Genomic DNA, 15,987 nt, shown 5'->3' with positions numbered 1-15,987 from the left:
GCCGGCCTGCCCACCGGGGCGGGGGTACCCCCGTCGCGGCGCGCCCCCCGGCCCCCGCCCCCCTCGTGGGGCGCCCGCCGGGGGGGGCCGGGCGCGGCGGGGCCCCCGCGGCCCGGTCCCTGGCCGTGCCGGTCACACGTCCAGTGGAGGTCGCCACGGATCAGCTCCAGTCCTTGAAGATGCCGCGGTACTTCTCGTCGACCGTCTTGAGCATGTCCTCAGGGGTCGTCTTACCGCCCACCAGGGACTGGTAGCCCTCCAGCAGCGGCTGGAAGAGCTGGCCGCCCTCGGGGATCCACGGCCGGGCGGTCGCGGTGTCCATGATCGGCTTGAAGACGGCGACGTCGGCGTTGCCCTGCACGTCGGGGTTGTCGTAGGCCGAGGTGCGGGTCGGCAGGAGGCTGATCTCCTTGGCGATCTTCGCCTGGGCCTCGGGCGTGCTCATGAACCGGAGGAACTCGTAGGAGGCGTCGATGTTCTTGGACCCGGCGTAGATGGCGTAGTTCCAGCCGCCGGTGGGGGCGCCGGCCTTGACCGAGCCCGCCGGGACCGGGGCGATGCCCAGGTTCGCCTTGTCCTTGAACTCCGCGCCCTGGTAGATCTCCGACAGCGCCCACGGGCCGTTGTAGATCATCGCGGCCTTGCCGTCCTTGAGGGCGGTCATGGCGTTGGCGTAGCTGTCCTGGATCGCGGGCTTGGCCGCGGCGCCCGAACTGATCAGGTCGGCGACGGTGGCCATGGCCTTGGCGTTGGCCGGCGAGTTGACGGTGATCTTCTTGTTCTGCACGTCGAGCATGTCGCCGCCCTCGCCGTACATGAACGGCAGCAGGAAGTAGGCGTCGACGTTGAGCGCGAGGCCGTTGACGCCGGTCTTGTCCTTGACGTCGAGCGCGGCCTTCTTCAGCTCCTCGACCGTGGCGGGAGCCTTGTCCCAGCCGGCCTCCTTGAGCAGCTTCTTGTTGTAGATCAGCGCCAGGGTGTCGGTGACCTGCGGGACCGCGTAGGTCTTGCCGTTGTACTTGGTGCTGCTCAGCGGCCCGGCGAGGAAGTCGGACTCGTTCTCGACGGCGCGGGTGCCGTCCAGCGGCTGCAGGTAGCCGAGCGAGGCGAACTGGGAGGTCCAGGCGACCTCGGAGCGGATCACGTCGGGCGCGCCGCTGCCGGCCTGGGCCGCGGTCTGGAACTTGTTCTGCGCCTGGTCCGAGGGGACGTTGACGTAGTTGACCTTGATCTTCGGGTACTTGGCCTGGAACTCCTTGATGAGCGCCTGGAACGTCGGGCCCTCACTGTCCGGGCGGACCGTGTCCCACCAGGTGATCTCACCGCTGATCTGGGACGGGTCGGCGGGGGCGGACTGCGCCGGAGCCGCCGTACCGCTGTCGCCACCGCCGCAGGCGGAAACCGCCAGGGCGAGGGCCGCGACGATCGTCGCGGCCGAGAAGGCTCGCCGCATGATTTCTCCTCATAGCTCAGGGGACCGGCCCTGGGACGGAGAACCGCCGGACCGGTGTGGAGTACGCCGGACGTTACGCCGACGTGAATCCCATTGGAAGAACTTGCTGCAAGAGTCTGCAAACTTGTTACATACCGAACCAACGCGACGAACACGGAGAACTCGCCCATCGCTTCCGCCGCTCAGGATAGTCGCAGGTCAACACTGATATAGCAGGTCAGGAGACCTGATCCGCAGCACCTCGGGACCCGTCGGGGAGCCGCGCCGGCCGCCGGGATTCAGAAAGTTGCGGCAAGGCATTGCACAGATCATGTCTAGTGAGTAACTTCCGGGCAACACCCCCAAAACGACACCGTGGAGGCCCCCAGTGGTCCGGCCACTCCCCCCACGGCGTGCGAGAGCGACCGCCCGGACAGGCGCCGCGCTCGCGGTCACCCTGGTCACCGCGTCCCTCGCCGCCCTCACCCCCTCCGCCGCCACGGCGGCGTCCCCCTCCCCCGCCGGCTCCGCGCTCACCGCGCCGGGACCCGCGGCGGCGCCGCTGGTCTCCCCGCTGAGCCGTACGGCCGAGCCCGCCGACCGGGAGCTCGCCCGCGACGCGCTCCGCGCCGATCTGAGCCGTGAGCGCTTCTACTTCGCGATGACCGACCGGTTCGCCAACGGCGACCCCGGCAACGACACCGGCGGCCTGTCCGGCGACCGGCTCGCCACCGGCTTCGACCCCGCGCACAAGGGCTTCTACCAGGGCGGGGACCTGAAGGGCCTGCTCGGCAGGCTCGACTACGTGCAGAAGCTCGGCAGCACCGCGATCTGGATCACCCCGGCGTTCGAGAACCGGCCGGTCCAGGGCACCGGCGAGAACGTCTCGGCCGGCTACCACGGCTACTGGATCACCGACTTCACCCGCATCGACCCGCATCTGGGCACGAACGCCCAGATGAAGCAGCTGGTGCGCGAGGCGCACAAGCGCGGGATGAAGGTCTTCTTCGACATCATCACCAACCACACGGCCGACGTGATCGACTACAGGGAGAAGGCCTACTCCTACCGCTCCAAGGGCGCCTACCCCTACGTCGACGCCGCCGGCACGCCGTTCGACGACCGCGCCTACGCGGGCGGGAGCACCTTCCCGAAGGTCACCGCCGACTCCTTCCCCTACACGCCGGTCGCGCCCAAGGGCGTCAAGACACCGTCCTGGCTGAACGACCCGACGATGTACCACAACCGGGGCGACTCCACCTTCAGCGGCGAGAACTCCGAGTACGGCGACTTCTTCGGCCTCGACGACCTGTGGACCGAGCGCCCCGAGGTCGTCAGGGGCATGACCGACATCTACCGGACGTGGGTACGCGAGACCGGCATCGACGGCTTCCGCATCGACACAGCCAAGCACGTCAACATGGAGTTCTGGGAGCGGTTCTCCCCCGCCCTGCGCGGCTACGCGGCCCAGCGCGGCAACAAGCGCTTCTTCATGTTCGGCGAGGTCTACTCCAGCGACCCCGGCTTCACCAGCCGCTACTCCACCCGCGGCGCCATGGACGCCACCCTGGACTTCCCGTTCCAGGAGGCCGCCCGCTCCTTCAGCGGCGGCACGGCGGGCGGCGCGCGCCTGGCGCAGCTGTTCGCCGGGGACGACTACCACATCGACGCCGACGGAAACGCCTCCTCGCTCCCGACCTTCCTCGGCAACCACGACATGGGCCGCATCGGCCGGTTCGTCGCCCAGGACAACCCGGACGCGCCGGACGCCGAACTGCTCAGGCGGGATCTGCTCGCGCACGAGCTGATGTACCTCACGCGCGGCCAGCCCGTGGTCTACTACGGCGACGAGCAGGGCTTCACCGGCAAGGGCGGCGACCAGGACGCCCGGCAGTCCATGTTCGCCTCGAAGACCGCGAGCTACCTGTCCGACGACCTGATCGGCACCGACGCCACCCACGCGCAGGACAACTACACCCCCGCGCACCCGCTCTACCAGGGCATCTCCGCGCTGGCGAAGCTCCGCGACGCCCATCCGGCCCTCGCCGACGGCGCGCAGGTCGAGCGGCTGGCCTCCGGCGGCGTCTACGCCTTCTCCAGGATCGACGCGCGTGCCCAGGTCGAGTACGTCGTCGCGGTGAACAACGCCGAGCAGGCGGCGACCGTCCAGGTGCCGACGTTCTCGGCGAACCTGGGCTTCACCAGGGTGTACGGCGAGGCGGCGGCGGCCGTGACCACCGGCGCCGACGCGAAGCTCGGGGTGACCGTCCCGGCCCTGTCGGCGGTCGTCTACCGGGCCTCGGCGAAGCTCGCCGCCCCGGCCACGGCCCCGGCCGTCTCGATCGCGCTCCCGGGGGCCGAGATCAGGGGCACCGCCGAGGACGGCCGGATCCCGGTCTCCGCGACCGTGCCGGGCACCGGCTTCGACCAGGTCACCTTCGCCGCGAAGGTCGGTGACGGCGCCTGGAGGGTGCTGGGCACCGACGACGCGCCGAACACGGTCGTGCCGGAGGCGCGCGATGGGCAGGGTGGCGGGAGCCGTACGTTCCGGGTCTTCCACGACCTGAAGGGCGTCCCGGCGGGCACGAAGATCGCTTACAAGGCCGTGGTGAAGGACTCCGCGGGCCGCTTCGCCTCGGCGGGCGCGGCCGCGACCGTCGCCCCCGAGCCGGAGCCGGAGGAGCCGGGCGCGGTCAAGCGCGACTGGCTCGTCGTGCACTACCAGCGCTCGGACTACGACGGCTGGGGCCTGCACGTCTGGGGCGACGTCGCCAGCCCCACCGACTGGGGCAGGCCGCTCCCGCTGACCGGCGAGGACGCCTACGGCCGCTTCGCCTGGATCAAGCTGAAGCCGGGCGCGGCGAACGTCGGGATCATCGCCCACAAGGGCGACGAGAAGGACGGCGGCGACCGGATCGTCAACCCGGCCAAGACCGGTGAGGTCTGGCTGGCCGAGGGCGGGGCCGACACCCACACCTCCCGTGCCGCGGCCCAGGGCTACGCGACCGTCCACTACAACCGGCCCGACGGGGACTACGACGGCTGGGGGCTGCACCTGTGGGGCGACGGCCTGGCCGACGGGGTGCCCACCGAGTGGGCCGCACCGCGCCCGCCGGACGGCGCCGACGCCTACGGCGCGTTCTGGAGGATCCCGCTGAAGAACGCCTCCGCCCCGCTCAACTACATCATCCACAAGGGCGACACCAAGGACCCCGGCCCCGACCAGGCGTTCACCCCGGCCCTGCAGCCGGACGCCTACGTCGGCTCCGGCGTGGCGAGGATCCACCCGACCCGCGCCGCCGCCGAGAACGTCGCGATCCTGCATTACCACCGGCCCGACGGGAACTACGACGGCTGGGGACTGCACCTGTGGGGCGACGTCGCGAACCCCACCGAATGGGCCGCGCCCCTGATGCCCGCAGGCGAGGACGGCTTCGGCGTCTTCTTCCGCGTCCCCCTGAAGGAGGGGGCGAAGAACGTGAGCTACATCGTCCACAAGGGCGACGACAAGGACCTCCCGTCCGACCAGGCCCTGAACCTGACCACCGACGGCCACGAGATCTGGCGGGTCGCCGCCACCGAGGGCCGCGTGCTGCCGCAGGCGGCCGCCCGCGGCGCCGACGCCGACCTGTCCAAGGCCTCCGCCCACTGGATCGACGCCGGCACCGTCGCCTGGAAGGTGCAGCCGTCGTCCGCGCTCCGCTACGCGCTGGCCTTCTCCGCCGCGGGGGACATCGCCTACGCCAAGGGCGACCTGACCGGCTCCTACCGCCTCATCCGCCTGAACCCGGGCGCGCTCACCGACGCGCAGAAGGCCAGGTGGCCGCACCTGGCCGGGCACGCCGCGCTCACCGTGGACCCGCGCGACGCCGACCTGGCGGCCGAGGCGCTGCGCGGCCAGGTCGTGGCCGTCGAGCGGGACGCCTCCGGCGTGCTGCTGACCGCCACCGGCGTGCAGATCCCGGGGGTCCTGGACGACGTCTACGCCGGGGCGGCCGGCGCCGAGCTCGGCCCGGACGCCTCCGGCGCCCTGCCCCGCCTGTCCGTCTGGGCGCCGACCGCGCAGAAGGTGGAGCTGGCGCTCTACCGGGAGGCGGCGGGCGGGAGCCGTACCACCCACGCGATGCGCCGCGACGACGCGACCGGCGTCTGGTCGGCGCGGGGCCTGCCCACCTGGAAGGGGCGCTACTACACCTTCCTGGTCACGGTCTACTCGCCGGCCGCCGGGAAGGTCGTCACCAACGAGGTGACCGACCCCTACAGCGTCTCGCTGGCCGCCGACTCGGCCCGCAGCCAGCTCGTGGACCTGTCCGACCGGGCGACGCAGCCCGGCGGCTGGTCCTCGCTCGCCAAGCCGGAGGCCGTACCGCAGCAGAAGGCCTCGGTCTACGAGCTGCACGTGCGCGACTTCTCCGCCTCCGACACGACGGTCCCGGCCGAACGGCGCGGCACCTACGCGGCGTTCACCGGTGACGGCGCGGGGATGAAGGAGCTGCGCGGGCTCGCCGAGGACGGGCTGACCCACGTGCACCTGCTGCCCGTCTTCGACATCGCGACCATCCCCGAGCGGAAGGCCGACCGGGCCGAGCCGGACTGCGACCTGGCCGCCCTGCCGGCCGACTCCGACAAGCAGCAGGAGTGCGTGGCGAAGACCGCCGCACAGGACGGCTTCAACTGGGGCTACGACCCGCGGCACTACACCGTGCCGGAGGGCTCCTACGCCTCCGACCCGAACGGCACCGCGCGGATCAAGGAGTTCCGGGGCATGGTCGCCGGCCTGAACGGCGCCGGCCTGAGGGTGGTCATGGACGTGGTCTACAACCACACCCACGCCGCCGGGCAGGACCCGACCTCGGTGCTCGACCGCATCGTGCCCGGCTACTACCACCGGCTGCTGGACGACGGCGCGGTGGCCACCTCCACCTGCTGCGCCAACACCGCGCCCGAGCACACGATGATGGGCAAGCTGGTCGTCGACTCGATCGTCACCTGGGCGAAGCACTACAAGGTCGACGGCTTCCGGTTCGACCTGATGGGCCACCACCCCAAGGCGAACATGCTGGCCGTGCGCAAGGCCCTGGACGAGCTGACCCCCGCCCGGGACGGCGTGGACGGAAAGTCGATCATCCTGTACGGCGAGGGCTGGAACTTCGGCGAGGTCGCCGACGACGCCCGCTTCGAGCAGGCCACCCAGCTCAACATGGCCGGGACCGGGATCGGCACCTTCAACGACCGGCTGCGCGACGCGGTGCGCGGCGGCGGCCCGTTCGACCCCGACCCCCGGGTGCAGGGCTTCGGCTCCGGCCTGGCCGGGTCCCCGAACGGCTCGCCCGCCAACGGCACCGCCGAGCAGCAGAAGGCGCGCCTGCTCGGCTACCAGGACCTGATCAAGGTGGGCCTGACCGGCAACCTGCGCGACTACCGCTTCACCGCCTCCTCCGGCAAGGAGGTCAAGGGCTCGGAGGTCGACTACAACGGCGCTCCCGCCGGGTACACCGCCGCTCCCGGCGAGGCCGTGACCTACGTGGACGCGCACGACAACGAGACGCTGTTCGACGCGCTGGCCTACAAGCTGCCGCAGGCGACGCCCATGGCCGACCGGGTGCGCATGCAGACGCTCTCGCTGGCCGCCTCGGCGCTCTCCCAGGGCACCGCGTTCGTGCACGCGGGCAGCGAGCGGCTGCGCTCCAAGTCGCTGGACCGCAACTCCTTCGACTCCGGCGACTGGTTCAACCGGCTGCTGTGGGACTGCGGGCAGGGCAACGGCTTCGGCGCGGGCCTGCCGCCCAAGGCGGACAACGAGGACAAGTGGCAGTACGCCAGGGGGCTGCTGGCCGACCCGGCGCTCAAGCCGGACTGCGCCGCGATCGGCGCGGCCCGCACCGGGTACGGCGAGCTGCTGAAGATCCGGGCCTCCTCGCCCGCCTTCGCGCTCGGTTCCCTGGCCGAGGTGCAGAAGCGGCTCTCGTTCCCGCTCAGCGGCACCGCGGAGACCCCGGGCGTCGTGACCATGCACCTGGACGCCTCGGGGATCGACCCGAAGTGGGCGTCGGTCACCGTCGTCTTCAACGCGACCCCCGAGCGGCAGGCGCAGGCCGTGCCCGCGCTCAAGGGCGGGCAGGTCGCGCTCCACCCGGTCCAGGCGGGCGGCGGCGACGCCGTCGTGAAGGAGTCGGCCTTCGATGCCGCCACCGGCACGCTGACGGTCCCGGCCCGCACGGTCGCCGTCTTCGTGCAGTCCTAGCGGGACCGTGCAGTCCTGGAGAGGCTCCGGGCCGTCAGAGGAGAGGGCCCGGGAGAACGCCGGGCCGCCGACGGCGGTTCCGGGAGAAGGCCGCCGGGCCGCCGGAGAAGGGCGGTCCGGAGAGCCGCCGGGCCGGGTGTTGCAGCACCCGGCCCGGCACGGGAACCCATCCATCGATCCTGGAGGCCCCCCGTGGAATCCTACAAATCCCCCGCTTCCTCATCTCCCGCCCCCGCACACCCGACCCGCAGACCTCCCACCCGCAGCTCCCCCGCCCGCAGGTCCCTCGCCGCCGCGGCGCTGAGCGTGCTGGCGGGCGCCGCCGTGCTCGTGCCCGTCGCGCTCGGCGCCGCCTCCACCGCCGCCGCCCAGGCCGCTCCCCCGGCCGGCACCGGCCCCATCGTCAAGCTCTGGAGCTGGAACTGGAACTCGGTCGCCCGCGAGTGCACCGACGTGCTCGGCCCGGCCGGGTACGGCGCCGTCCAGGTCTCCCCGCCGCACGACTCCATGAGCAAGGGCGGCTCGGTCTGGTGGGACATCTACCAGCCGGCCCGCTACACGCTCACCAGCAAGTTCGGCGACGAGAACGCGTTCAAGAACATGATCAAGGCCTGCCACGACGCGGGTGTCAAGGTCCACACCGACGCGGTGATCAACCACATGACCGGCCAGGGCAGCACCAGCTACGGCGGGTACGGCTTCGGCAAGTACCACTACCCCGGCACCTACTCCTCCTGGGACTTCCGCACCTCGCCCGCGTGCGTCATCGACGACGCCGACTACAAGAACGACGGCTGGCGGGTGCAGAACTGCGAGCTGTCCGGTCTGGCCGACCTCGACACCGGCTCCGAGTACGTCCGCAACCAGATCGCCGGCTGGCTCAACAAGCTGACCTCCCTCGGCGTGGACGGCTTCCGCGTCGACGCGGCCAAGCACATCCACCCCGACGACCTGGCCGCCGTCAAGGCGAAGCTGACCGGCTCGCCGTACCTGCACCTGGAGGTCATCCACGGCGAGGGCGAGAAGGTCCAGCCGAGCCAGTACACCGGCATCGCGGACGTGCACGAGTTCGTCTTCGGCCGGAAGATGAAGGAGCAGTTCACCGGCCAGATCCACTGGCTGGAGACGTTCGGGCAGAGCTGGGGGCTCTCGGTCCCCGGCGACAGGGCCGTGACGTTCGTCGACAACCACGACACCGAGCGCAACGGCTCGACCCTCAACTACAAGTACGGCGACGCCTACCGGCTGGCCAACGTCTTCATGCTGGCCTGGCCGTACGGCACGCCGCGCGTCTACTCCGGCTTCACCTGGAACGACAAGGAGGCCGGCCCGCCCTCTGCGAACGGCGGATTCGTCACCGACACCGACTGCGGCAACGGCCGCTGGACCTGCTTCCACCGGCAGATGGCCGGGATGGCCGGCTTCCACCGGGCCGTGGCGGGCACGCCGGTCGCCGACTGGTACGACAACGGCGACAACGTGATCGCCTTCAGCCGCGGGAACAAGGGCTGGACCGCGATCAACAACGGGGGCGGCTCCGTCACCCGCACCTTCACCACCGGCCTGCCCGCCGGGACCTACGCCAACGTCGCCGGGAGCGGCTCGGTGACCGTCGGCGCGAACGGCACCGCGAGCGTGACCGTCCCGGCCAGGAGCGCGGTCGCCGTCCACGTCGGCGGCGGAGCCACCCCGACCCCGACGGCCAGCCCCTCCCCGACCGTGAGTCCCGGCAGGATCGCGACCTCCTTCAACGCCGGCGTGACGACCTCCTGGGGCCAGAACGTCTTCGTCGTCGGCGACGCCGCCGAGCTGGGCTCGTGGAACCCGGCGAACGCGGTCGCGCTCTCGTCGGCCGACTACCCGGTCTGGAAGGCCACGGTGAACCTGCCCGCAGGCAAGACGATCTTCTACAAGTACATCAAGAAGAACCCGGACGGCTCGGTGACCTGGGAGAGCGACCCCGACCGCTCCTTCACCACGCCGTCGAGCGGCACCGCGACGCGCAACGACACCTGGCGCTGACCCGCCGGCCGGGCGCCGCGCTACGGCGGCGCCCGGCCACCGCCCGCCGTCCCGCCTCTCGCGGCGTCCTGCCGCCGGGGCTTCTTTCTTGACCTGTGAATCTCTTGCCTTCCCCGTCTCCCGGCCGAACGGGAGGAGCGACCAGCGCTGATCCGACGGCGCGGCAGAGGAAACGGGTTGGAAAATGCGGTTCTGGCGAGACCTCGGCGTACGGCCGAAACTCCTCATGACGACGGCCGTCGCAGGCCTGGCCATGGCGGGCATCGGCGCGGTCGGCGTCGCCCAGCTGAGCTCGGTCGCCTCCACCGCCGGGTCGATCACCGACTACCGGATGGCGCAGGCCCTCAGCCTCAACGAGGCGCGCACCGCGCTCCTGCAGCAGGACGCCATCCTGCTGGAGCACGTGGCGCTCGCCGACGACGTCTCCCGGCGACAGGCCGAGGAGGAGATCCACCAGAACGACACCGTGTTCGACCAGGCATGGGAGCGGTACCGGAAGGCCGGGACCGGGAAAGCGACGGGCACCGTCACCTCCGTCGACGCCGCCATCGCCCAGTACCGCACCTCCCGCGACGAGATCATGCTGCCCGCGAGCAAGGCCGGTGACGAGGCGGCCTTCCGCGACACCCGGCTACGCCAGGGCGAGATGCTCACCATCGCGAAGGAGAATCTCGACGAGCTGGCCGCCGCCGAGACGGAGGCGATCACCGCCGGCGGCAAGGAGATCCAGGACGGCAAGGCGGACGCGATCCGGCTGGTGCTGGTGGCACTCGTCGCCGGCCTGCTGCTGACCGGGGCCATCGCGCTCGTCGTCGCCGGGGCGATCGTCCGGCCCGTCCGCCGGGTGCAGTCGGCGCTGGCCTCCATGGCGGAGGGCGACCTGACCGTCACCGCGGAGGTGGACTCCGGCGACGAGGTCGGCCGGATGGCCGCCGGCTACGAGAGCGCCCGGCAGGCCGTGCGCGACACCGTGGCGGCCCTCGTCGAGGCCGCCGAGTCGCTGGACGACGCCTCGGCGCGTGTCTCGGCCTCCGCCGCCCGCATCGACTCCTCGGCCGCGACCGCCGCGGGCCAGGCCTCCTCCGCCACCGACTCGGCGGGGCTGGTCTCTCAGAACGTCGAGGCGCTGGCGGCCGGGGCCCGGGAGACGGACACCGCCATGCGCTCCATCGCCCAGAGCGCGAGCCAGGCGTCGCAGGTCGTCTCACAGGCCATCACGGTGGTGGAGAGCACCACCGACACCGTCGCGGAGCTGGGCACCTCGTCGGCCGAGATCGGCGACGTCATCAAGGTGATCACGGCCATCGCCAAGCAGACCAACCTGCTCGCGCTGAACGCCACCATCGAGGCGTCCCGTGCCGGAGCCGCGGGCCGCGGCTTCGCCGTGGTCGCCAGCGAGGTCAAGGAGCTCGCCCAGGAGACGGCCAAGGCGACCGAGGACATCTCCCGCCGGGTGGAGGCGATCCAGGGCACCAGCGCCGGCGCGGCGAACGCCATCGCCGACATCAGCGCCATCATCTCCCAGATCAGCGAGCACCAGCTCGCCATCGCCGCCGCCGTGGAGGAGCAGAGCGCCACCACCGGCGAGATGAGCGAGAGCATCAGCAAGGCCGCGCTCGGCACACGCGACATCGCGGGGACCATCGACGAGCTCGCCGGCGCGACCCGCACCGCCTCCCAGGACGGGCGGTCCGCCCAGGCCGCGGCCCGGGACCTGTCCACCACCGCCGAGCGGATGCGCGCGGTGGTGCGGCGGTTCCAGGTATGAGCACCGCCGGTCTCCCCCTCCCCGTCCACTTGGAGAAGAACCCCATGAACAAGCAGTCACACCGCGGCCGGAAGGCAGCCGCCGGAGCCGTCGCCGCCCTGTCCTCCCTGCTGCTGGCCGCGTGCGGCACCGCCGACGCCGCCGGCACCGCGAAGGAGGCGGCGGCCCGGGAGGCCGCGTGCGCGCCGTACGCCGCCTACCGGGGGCACGAGGGCACCACCGTCACGCTCCTCATGAACGACGGATTCGAGAGCGTCAAGGCGACGCAGGCACTGCGGCGGTTCTCCGACTGCACCTCGATCCGGGTCGACGTCGAGGGGGCCGCGGGCGTCGAGGACGAGGTCAAGAAGCGGGTCGGGGCGGGGGACCCGCCGGATCTCGCCATCGTCGCGCAACCGGGCCTCATCGCCACCCTCGCCGGGAGCGGGAACCTCAAGCCGGCGGCCGGCTCGGTCGCGAAGGCGGCCGGGGAGAACTGGTCGGCCGACTGGTTGACCTACGGCTCCGTCGACGGCGAGCTCTACGCGATCCCCTTCGACTCGAACGTCTCGTCCTACGTCTGGTACTCCCCGGCGGCGCTGAAGAAGGAGGGCTACGAGGTGCCGCGGAGCTGGGACGAGCTGATGGCGGTCAGCGCGAAGATCGCGGACACCGGGCGCACGCCCTGGTGCCTGGGGCTCGGGTCCGGCGCGGCGACCGGTTGGCCTGCCACCAACTGGATCGAGGACGCCATGCTGGCCATGTACGGCCCCGACGTCTACGACCAGTGGGTCACGCACGCCATCCCCTTCGACGACCCGAAGGTGCTCAGGGCCGCGGAACGGGCGGAACGGGTGGTCAAGAACGAGAAGTACGTCAGGGGCGGGGTGCGCAACGCCGCCACGACCTACTTCGAGGACGCCGGGCTGCCCATCCTGCGGGGTGAGTGCTCGTTCTACCGGCTCGGGTCCTTCTACGCCGGCAGCTTCCCGCGTGGCACCAAGGTGGCCGCCGACGGCGACGTGTTCGCCTTCCCCGTACCGCCCGCCGACCCGTCGGAGGGCAGGCTCGCGATCGTCGGCTCGACGTTCACCGGGGCGTTCAGCGACCGGCCCGAGGTCGCCGCCGTCCACACGTACCTGGCCACGGGCGACTTCGCCTCCAGGCGTGTGAGCCTGGGCGGCTGGATGAGCGCGAACAACAAGGTCGACATGAGCCTCTACAAGAGCGACCTCGACAAGCTCTCCGCGGAGATCATGCGTGACCCCGACACCACCGTGCGCTTCGACGGCTCGGACATGATGCCGGCGGCGGTCGGCACCGGCTCCTTCTGGACCGGGATGACCGACTGGATCAAGGGTGAGGACACGGAGACCGTGCTCGCCGAGATCGAGAAGTCCTGGCCCTGAGGCGGCACGGGACCGCCGGCGGCGACGCCTCTCAGCCGCCGGCCGGTCCGCCCGACAGGTAGGCGGTCCGCCCGTCCTTGCGGGCCCGGCGGGCCGCGGCCAGGCGGGGCGCGGTGTGGGCGGCCAGCCGGGCGGCGGCCTCGTCCCAGGGCAGGAACGCCGCGTCGTCGAGCTCCTCGGCCTGCAGCCGGATCTCGATCGGCTCTTCGAGGACGCCGCCGTCGAACAGGAAGTTGACCAGGACCCGGGGGCGGTCGTCCACCGGCGGGGACCAGTCGACGACGAGGAGGCCACCGGCCCGCACGATCAGGCCGAGCTCCTCGCCGATCTCCCGCACCGCGCACTCCTGGGGCAGCTCGCCGGGCTCGATGACGCCGCCGGGGATCATCCAGTAGGGCCGGTAGTTGGGCTTGACCAGCAGGACGCGGTCCTCGGTGTCGGTGAGCAGCAGGCAGGCCGAGACGAACGCGGTGGGCAGGGTGGCGTACCACTCCGCCGGATCGAGGAAGGGCTGGCTCATCCCGATCACACTACCTCCGCCGGCCCGTCCGGGCCCGCAGGCGGATTCCCGGCCGGCGGCGGGTTCCCCTCTACCCGTAGAGAGGAGTACATTGTTACCATGGTAACAGTTGAGCGGGTGCAGACCGGGCTCCGGATCGAGAAGAGCATGCTCAAGGTCCTCAAGGGCCTCGCCGAGTATCTGGACATGTCCGTCGGCGACCTCGTCGAGGGCATCGTCCTGCACGCGTTCGAGGGCAAGGCCCCGTTCTCCCCCGAGACGACGGCCAAGATCGACCAGCTCAAGGAGGTCTACTCCCTGAAGCTGACCAGCGCCGACGCGCACCGGTTGAAGGAGGCGCCATGAGGCTCACCGGAACCCTCACCGTCCCCCTCCCGCCCGAGGAGGCGCTCTCCCTGTTCACCGCCCGCGGCGAGGAGAGGTGGGCGGACGGCTGGCGGCCCCGCTTCCCCGTCCCCACCGAGGACGACACCGAGCCCGGCACCGTCTTCGAGACCGGCGCGCACGGGGAGGCGACCGTCTGGGTGGTGCTCGGCCGCCGGAGCGGGCGGAGCATCTCCTACGCCCGCGTCACACCCGGCTCGCGCGCCGGGACCGTCACCGTGACGCTGGAGCCGGCCGGGGAGCGCGGCGAGGCCAGCGAGGTCACCGTCACCTACGACCTCACCCCCCTCACCGGCGAGGCCTCCCGGGAGCTCGAGGAGTTCGCCGCCGGCTACCCCGCCTTCCTCGCCTCCTGGAAGGCCGCCATCGAGGCGTTCCTGTCCGCCGCGGAGGACGGGAGCGGGTGAGGGCGGACGGCTCAGCCCGCGCCGCCCGCCGCGAAGGTCACCTCCGCCGTGTCGACGGTCCCCCCGCTGCGCCCGGGCGCGCTCTGCCACCGCCAGTAGAGGTTGGTGTGCGTGATCACCTGCTCCGGGGTCGGCGCGCCGTACTGGCTGAAGTCCTCCGTCGTGTGCGCGTCGCCGACCAGCGTCACGTCGTATCCGCGGACGATGGCCCCGTGGAGGGTCGAGCGGATGCACGCGTCGGTCTGGGCGCCCGTGACGACGAGGCGGCCCACCCCGCGCTCGGCGAGCAGCGCCTCCAGATCGGTGTCCTCGAACGAGTCGCCGTAGGTCTTGTGCACGAGCGGCTCCGTCTCGCGGCGGACCAGCTCCGGCACGTACTGCCAGCCCTCGCTGCCCCGCTCGAGCTCCTCGTCGGAGTGCTGCACCCAGACCACGGGCGCGCCCTCCGCGCGGGCCCTGTCGAGCAGGGTGTTGATGTTCGCGATCACGCCGTCGCGGTTGTGGGCGCCGGCCACCACCCCGTTCTGGACGTCGATGACCAGCAGCGCGGTGTTCGGGCGGTCGGGCAGGGTCGTCATGAGAACCTCTCGTTCCTCGACGCGGATCATGTGCCGACCCCACCGTAGACGGGGCCACCGACAACGGCGCGGGACCGCACGGCCGGCGGCGCCCGACCGCCCCTGGCCGGACCGGGAGGGCTTCCCCCGCACCCTCCGGCAGGCCAGGATTGTCCGATGAATCGTACGGCCGTGCGCCTGGGTGTGATCCTGCTCGCCGGACTGGCGGTGGCCGCCGTCGCGCTGGCCCTGCTGGTGCCCCCCTCCTCCCCCGGCGGGACCGCCGGGGACAGCGCCTCCAGGAACAGCGCCTCCAGGAACAGCGCCTCCAGGGACAGCGCCTCCAGGGGAGGGGACGCCGAGGACACCGCGCGGGCGGCGCCCGGCGTGCAGGTGGAACGGCGGAGCGAGCGGGACCACGTGCTCACCGTCGCCTCGGCCGCGCTGGGCCGCGAGGGCAGGGTCCGGGTGCTGCTCCCCGAGGGCTGGCGGCCGGGCTCGGGCCCGTGGCCGGTGCTGTACCTGCTGAACGGCTGCTGCCAGCCCGCCTACGACTCCTGGGCGACGGAGGGCGACGCGGCGCGGCTCACCGCACGCCACCCGGTGATCGTCGTCATGCCGGAGAGCGGCGCGGTCGGCTTCTACTCCGACTGGCGCGACGGCCCGGGCTGGGAGACCTTCCACCTCACCGAGGTCCGCCGGATCCTGGAGCGCGACTACGGCGCCGGGGACCGGCGGGCGGTGGCGGGGCTGTCGATGGGCGGGTTCGGCGCGATCTCCTACGCGGCCCGGCACCCGGGCATGTTCCAGGCGGCGGCCTCCTTCTCCGGCGTGCTGGACACCACCGAGAGCGCCCCCTGGCTGCTGGGGCGCCACGGCGAGGACCCCGCCGACCTGTGGGGGGCTCCGGGCGAGCCGGAGTGGGAGGCGCACAACCCGGTCGCCCTGACCTCACGGCTCAAAGGCGTGCGGCTCTACGTCTCCTGCGGCGACGGGACCCCCGGCCCGCTGGACTCCCCGCCGGCCGCCCGCGACGGCGGCGAGGCGACCCTGCTCTCCCAGGCCCGGGCCTTCGCCCGGCGGGCGGAGGCGGACGGCGCCGACATCACCACCGACTTCTACGGTCCCGGCACCCACGCCTGGCCGTACTGGCAGCGCTCCCTGGAACGCGCCCTCCCCATGCTCATGGACGCGATCGGCGCCGGGTGACGCTCCCCGGCCTCTCCTCGGCCCGACCGGTCGCCCCTCTCCGGTGAGGGGCGACC

General features: G+C 72.1%; 10 protein-coding genes. 7 read left to right on the top strand and 3 right to left on the bottom strand.

Annotated features, from left to right (window positions below):
* Positions 1-160: 160 nt before the first annotated feature.
* On the bottom strand, positions 161-1,453 hold the full coding sequence (locus tag FHS22_RS17340) for an extracellular solute-binding protein (RefSeq protein WP_184942884.1): 1,293 nt from the start codon (positions 1,451-1,453) through the stop codon (positions 161-163).
* Positions 1,454-1,820: 367 nt separating this feature from the next.
* Here FHS22_RS17340 and pulA point away from each other — a divergent pair, with 367 nt between their 5' ends.
* The 4 genes from pulA (at position 1,821) to FHS22_RS17320 (ending at position 12,854) form a co-directional block, all read left to right on the top strand.
* Positions 1,821-7,676, top strand: a complete 5,856-nt coding sequence (gene pulA / locus FHS22_RS17335; RefSeq protein WP_184942882.1) for a pullulanase-type alpha-1,6-glucosidase — start codon at positions 1,821-1,823, stop codon at positions 7,674-7,676.
* A gap of 192 nt (positions 7,677-7,868) precedes the next feature.
* A complete protein-coding gene (locus FHS22_RS17330; protein ID WP_184942880.1) occupies positions 7,869-9,698 on the top strand; it encodes a carbohydrate-binding module family 20 domain-containing protein in 1,830 nt (609 codons plus the stop codon).
* A 184-nt stretch (positions 9,699-9,882) separates the two neighbouring features.
* Positions 9,883-11,466: a methyl-accepting chemotaxis protein gene (locus FHS22_RS17325; RefSeq protein WP_184942878.1), complete on the top strand. Its 1,584-nt coding sequence runs from the start codon at positions 9,883-9,885 to the stop codon at positions 11,464-11,466.
* A 44-nt stretch (positions 11,467-11,510) separates the two neighbouring features.
* Complete coding sequence (locus FHS22_RS17320) at positions 11,511-12,854, top strand: ABC transporter substrate-binding protein (protein ID WP_184942876.1); 1,344 nt, start codon at positions 11,511-11,513, stop codon at positions 12,852-12,854.
* A 31-nt stretch (positions 12,855-12,885) separates the two neighbouring features.
* Here the strand turns inward: FHS22_RS17320 and FHS22_RS17315 are convergent, their stop codons facing one another.
* Complete coding sequence (locus tag FHS22_RS17315) at positions 12,886-13,374, bottom strand: NUDIX domain-containing protein (RefSeq protein WP_184942874.1); 489 nt, start codon at positions 13,372-13,374, stop codon at positions 12,886-12,888.
* A gap of 99 nt (positions 13,375-13,473) precedes the next feature.
* Between FHS22_RS17315 and FHS22_RS17310 the strand changes: the two genes are divergently transcribed.
* Complete coding sequence (locus FHS22_RS17310; RefSeq protein ID WP_184942873.1) at positions 13,474-13,719, top strand: hypothetical protein; 246 nt, start codon at positions 13,474-13,476, stop codon at positions 13,717-13,719.
* Positions 13,716-14,165, top strand: coding sequence for an SRPBCC family protein (locus FHS22_RS17305; RefSeq protein WP_184942871.1), 450 nt, complete (start codon positions 13,716-13,718; stop codon positions 14,163-14,165). Before FHS22_RS17310 ends, FHS22_RS17305 begins: the two co-directional genes overlap by 4 nt.
* 11 nt (positions 14,166-14,176) lie before the next feature.
* On the opposite strand, the gene FHS22_RS17300 is transcribed toward FHS22_RS17305, so the two are convergent.
* Entirely contained in the window at positions 14,177-14,743 is a 567-nt protein-coding gene (locus tag FHS22_RS17300; RefSeq protein WP_184942869.1) for a cysteine hydrolase family protein, read from the bottom strand.
* Positions 14,744-14,899: 156 nt separating this feature from the next.
* Here FHS22_RS17300 and FHS22_RS17295 point away from each other — a divergent pair, with 156 nt between their 5' ends.
* Positions 14,900-15,931, top strand: a complete 1,032-nt coding sequence (locus tag FHS22_RS17295) for an alpha/beta hydrolase (protein WP_184942868.1) — start codon at positions 14,900-14,902, stop codon at positions 15,929-15,931.
* The last annotated feature ends 56 nt before the right edge of the window (positions 15,932-15,987 follow it).

This window comes from Thiemannella venezuelensis (assembly GCF_014203605.1).
Lineage (GTDB): Bacteria > Actinomycetota > Actinomycetes > Streptosporangiales > Streptosporangiaceae > Planomonospora_A > Planomonospora_A venezuelensis.
Note: the sequence above shows the minus strand (reverse complement) of the source record. Positions and strands in the feature narration are given on the sequence as shown.

Excerpts from the sequence above, each read along its gene's own strand:
- FHS22_RS17340 (WP_184942884.1), bottom strand. The coding sequence starts at position 1,453 with ATGCGGCGAGCCTTCTCGGCCGCGACGATCGTCGCGGCCCTCGCCCTG.
- FHS22_RS17325 (WP_184942878.1), top strand. The coding sequence starts at position 9,883 with ATGCGGTTCTGGCGAGACCTCGGCGTACGGCCGAAACTCCTCATGACG.
- FHS22_RS17320 (WP_184942876.1), top strand. The coding sequence starts at position 11,511 with ATGAACAAGCAGTCACACCGCGGCCGGAAGGCAGCCGCCGGAGCCGTC.
- FHS22_RS17315 (WP_184942874.1), bottom strand. The coding sequence starts at position 13,374 with ATGAGCCAGCCCTTCCTCGATCCGGCGGAGTGGTACGCCACCCTGCCC.
- FHS22_RS17310 (WP_184942873.1), top strand. The coding sequence starts at position 13,474 with ATGGTAACAGTTGAGCGGGTGCAGACCGGGCTCCGGATCGAGAAGAGC.
- FHS22_RS17305 (WP_184942871.1), top strand. The coding sequence starts at position 13,716 with ATGAGGCTCACCGGAACCCTCACCGTCCCCCTCCCGCCCGAGGAGGCG.
- FHS22_RS17300 (WP_184942869.1), bottom strand. The coding sequence starts at position 14,743 with ATGACGACCCTGCCCGACCGCCCGAACACCGCGCTGCTGGTCATCGAC.
- FHS22_RS17295 (WP_184942868.1), top strand. The coding sequence starts at position 14,900 with ATGAATCGTACGGCCGTGCGCCTGGGTGTGATCCTGCTCGCCGGACTG.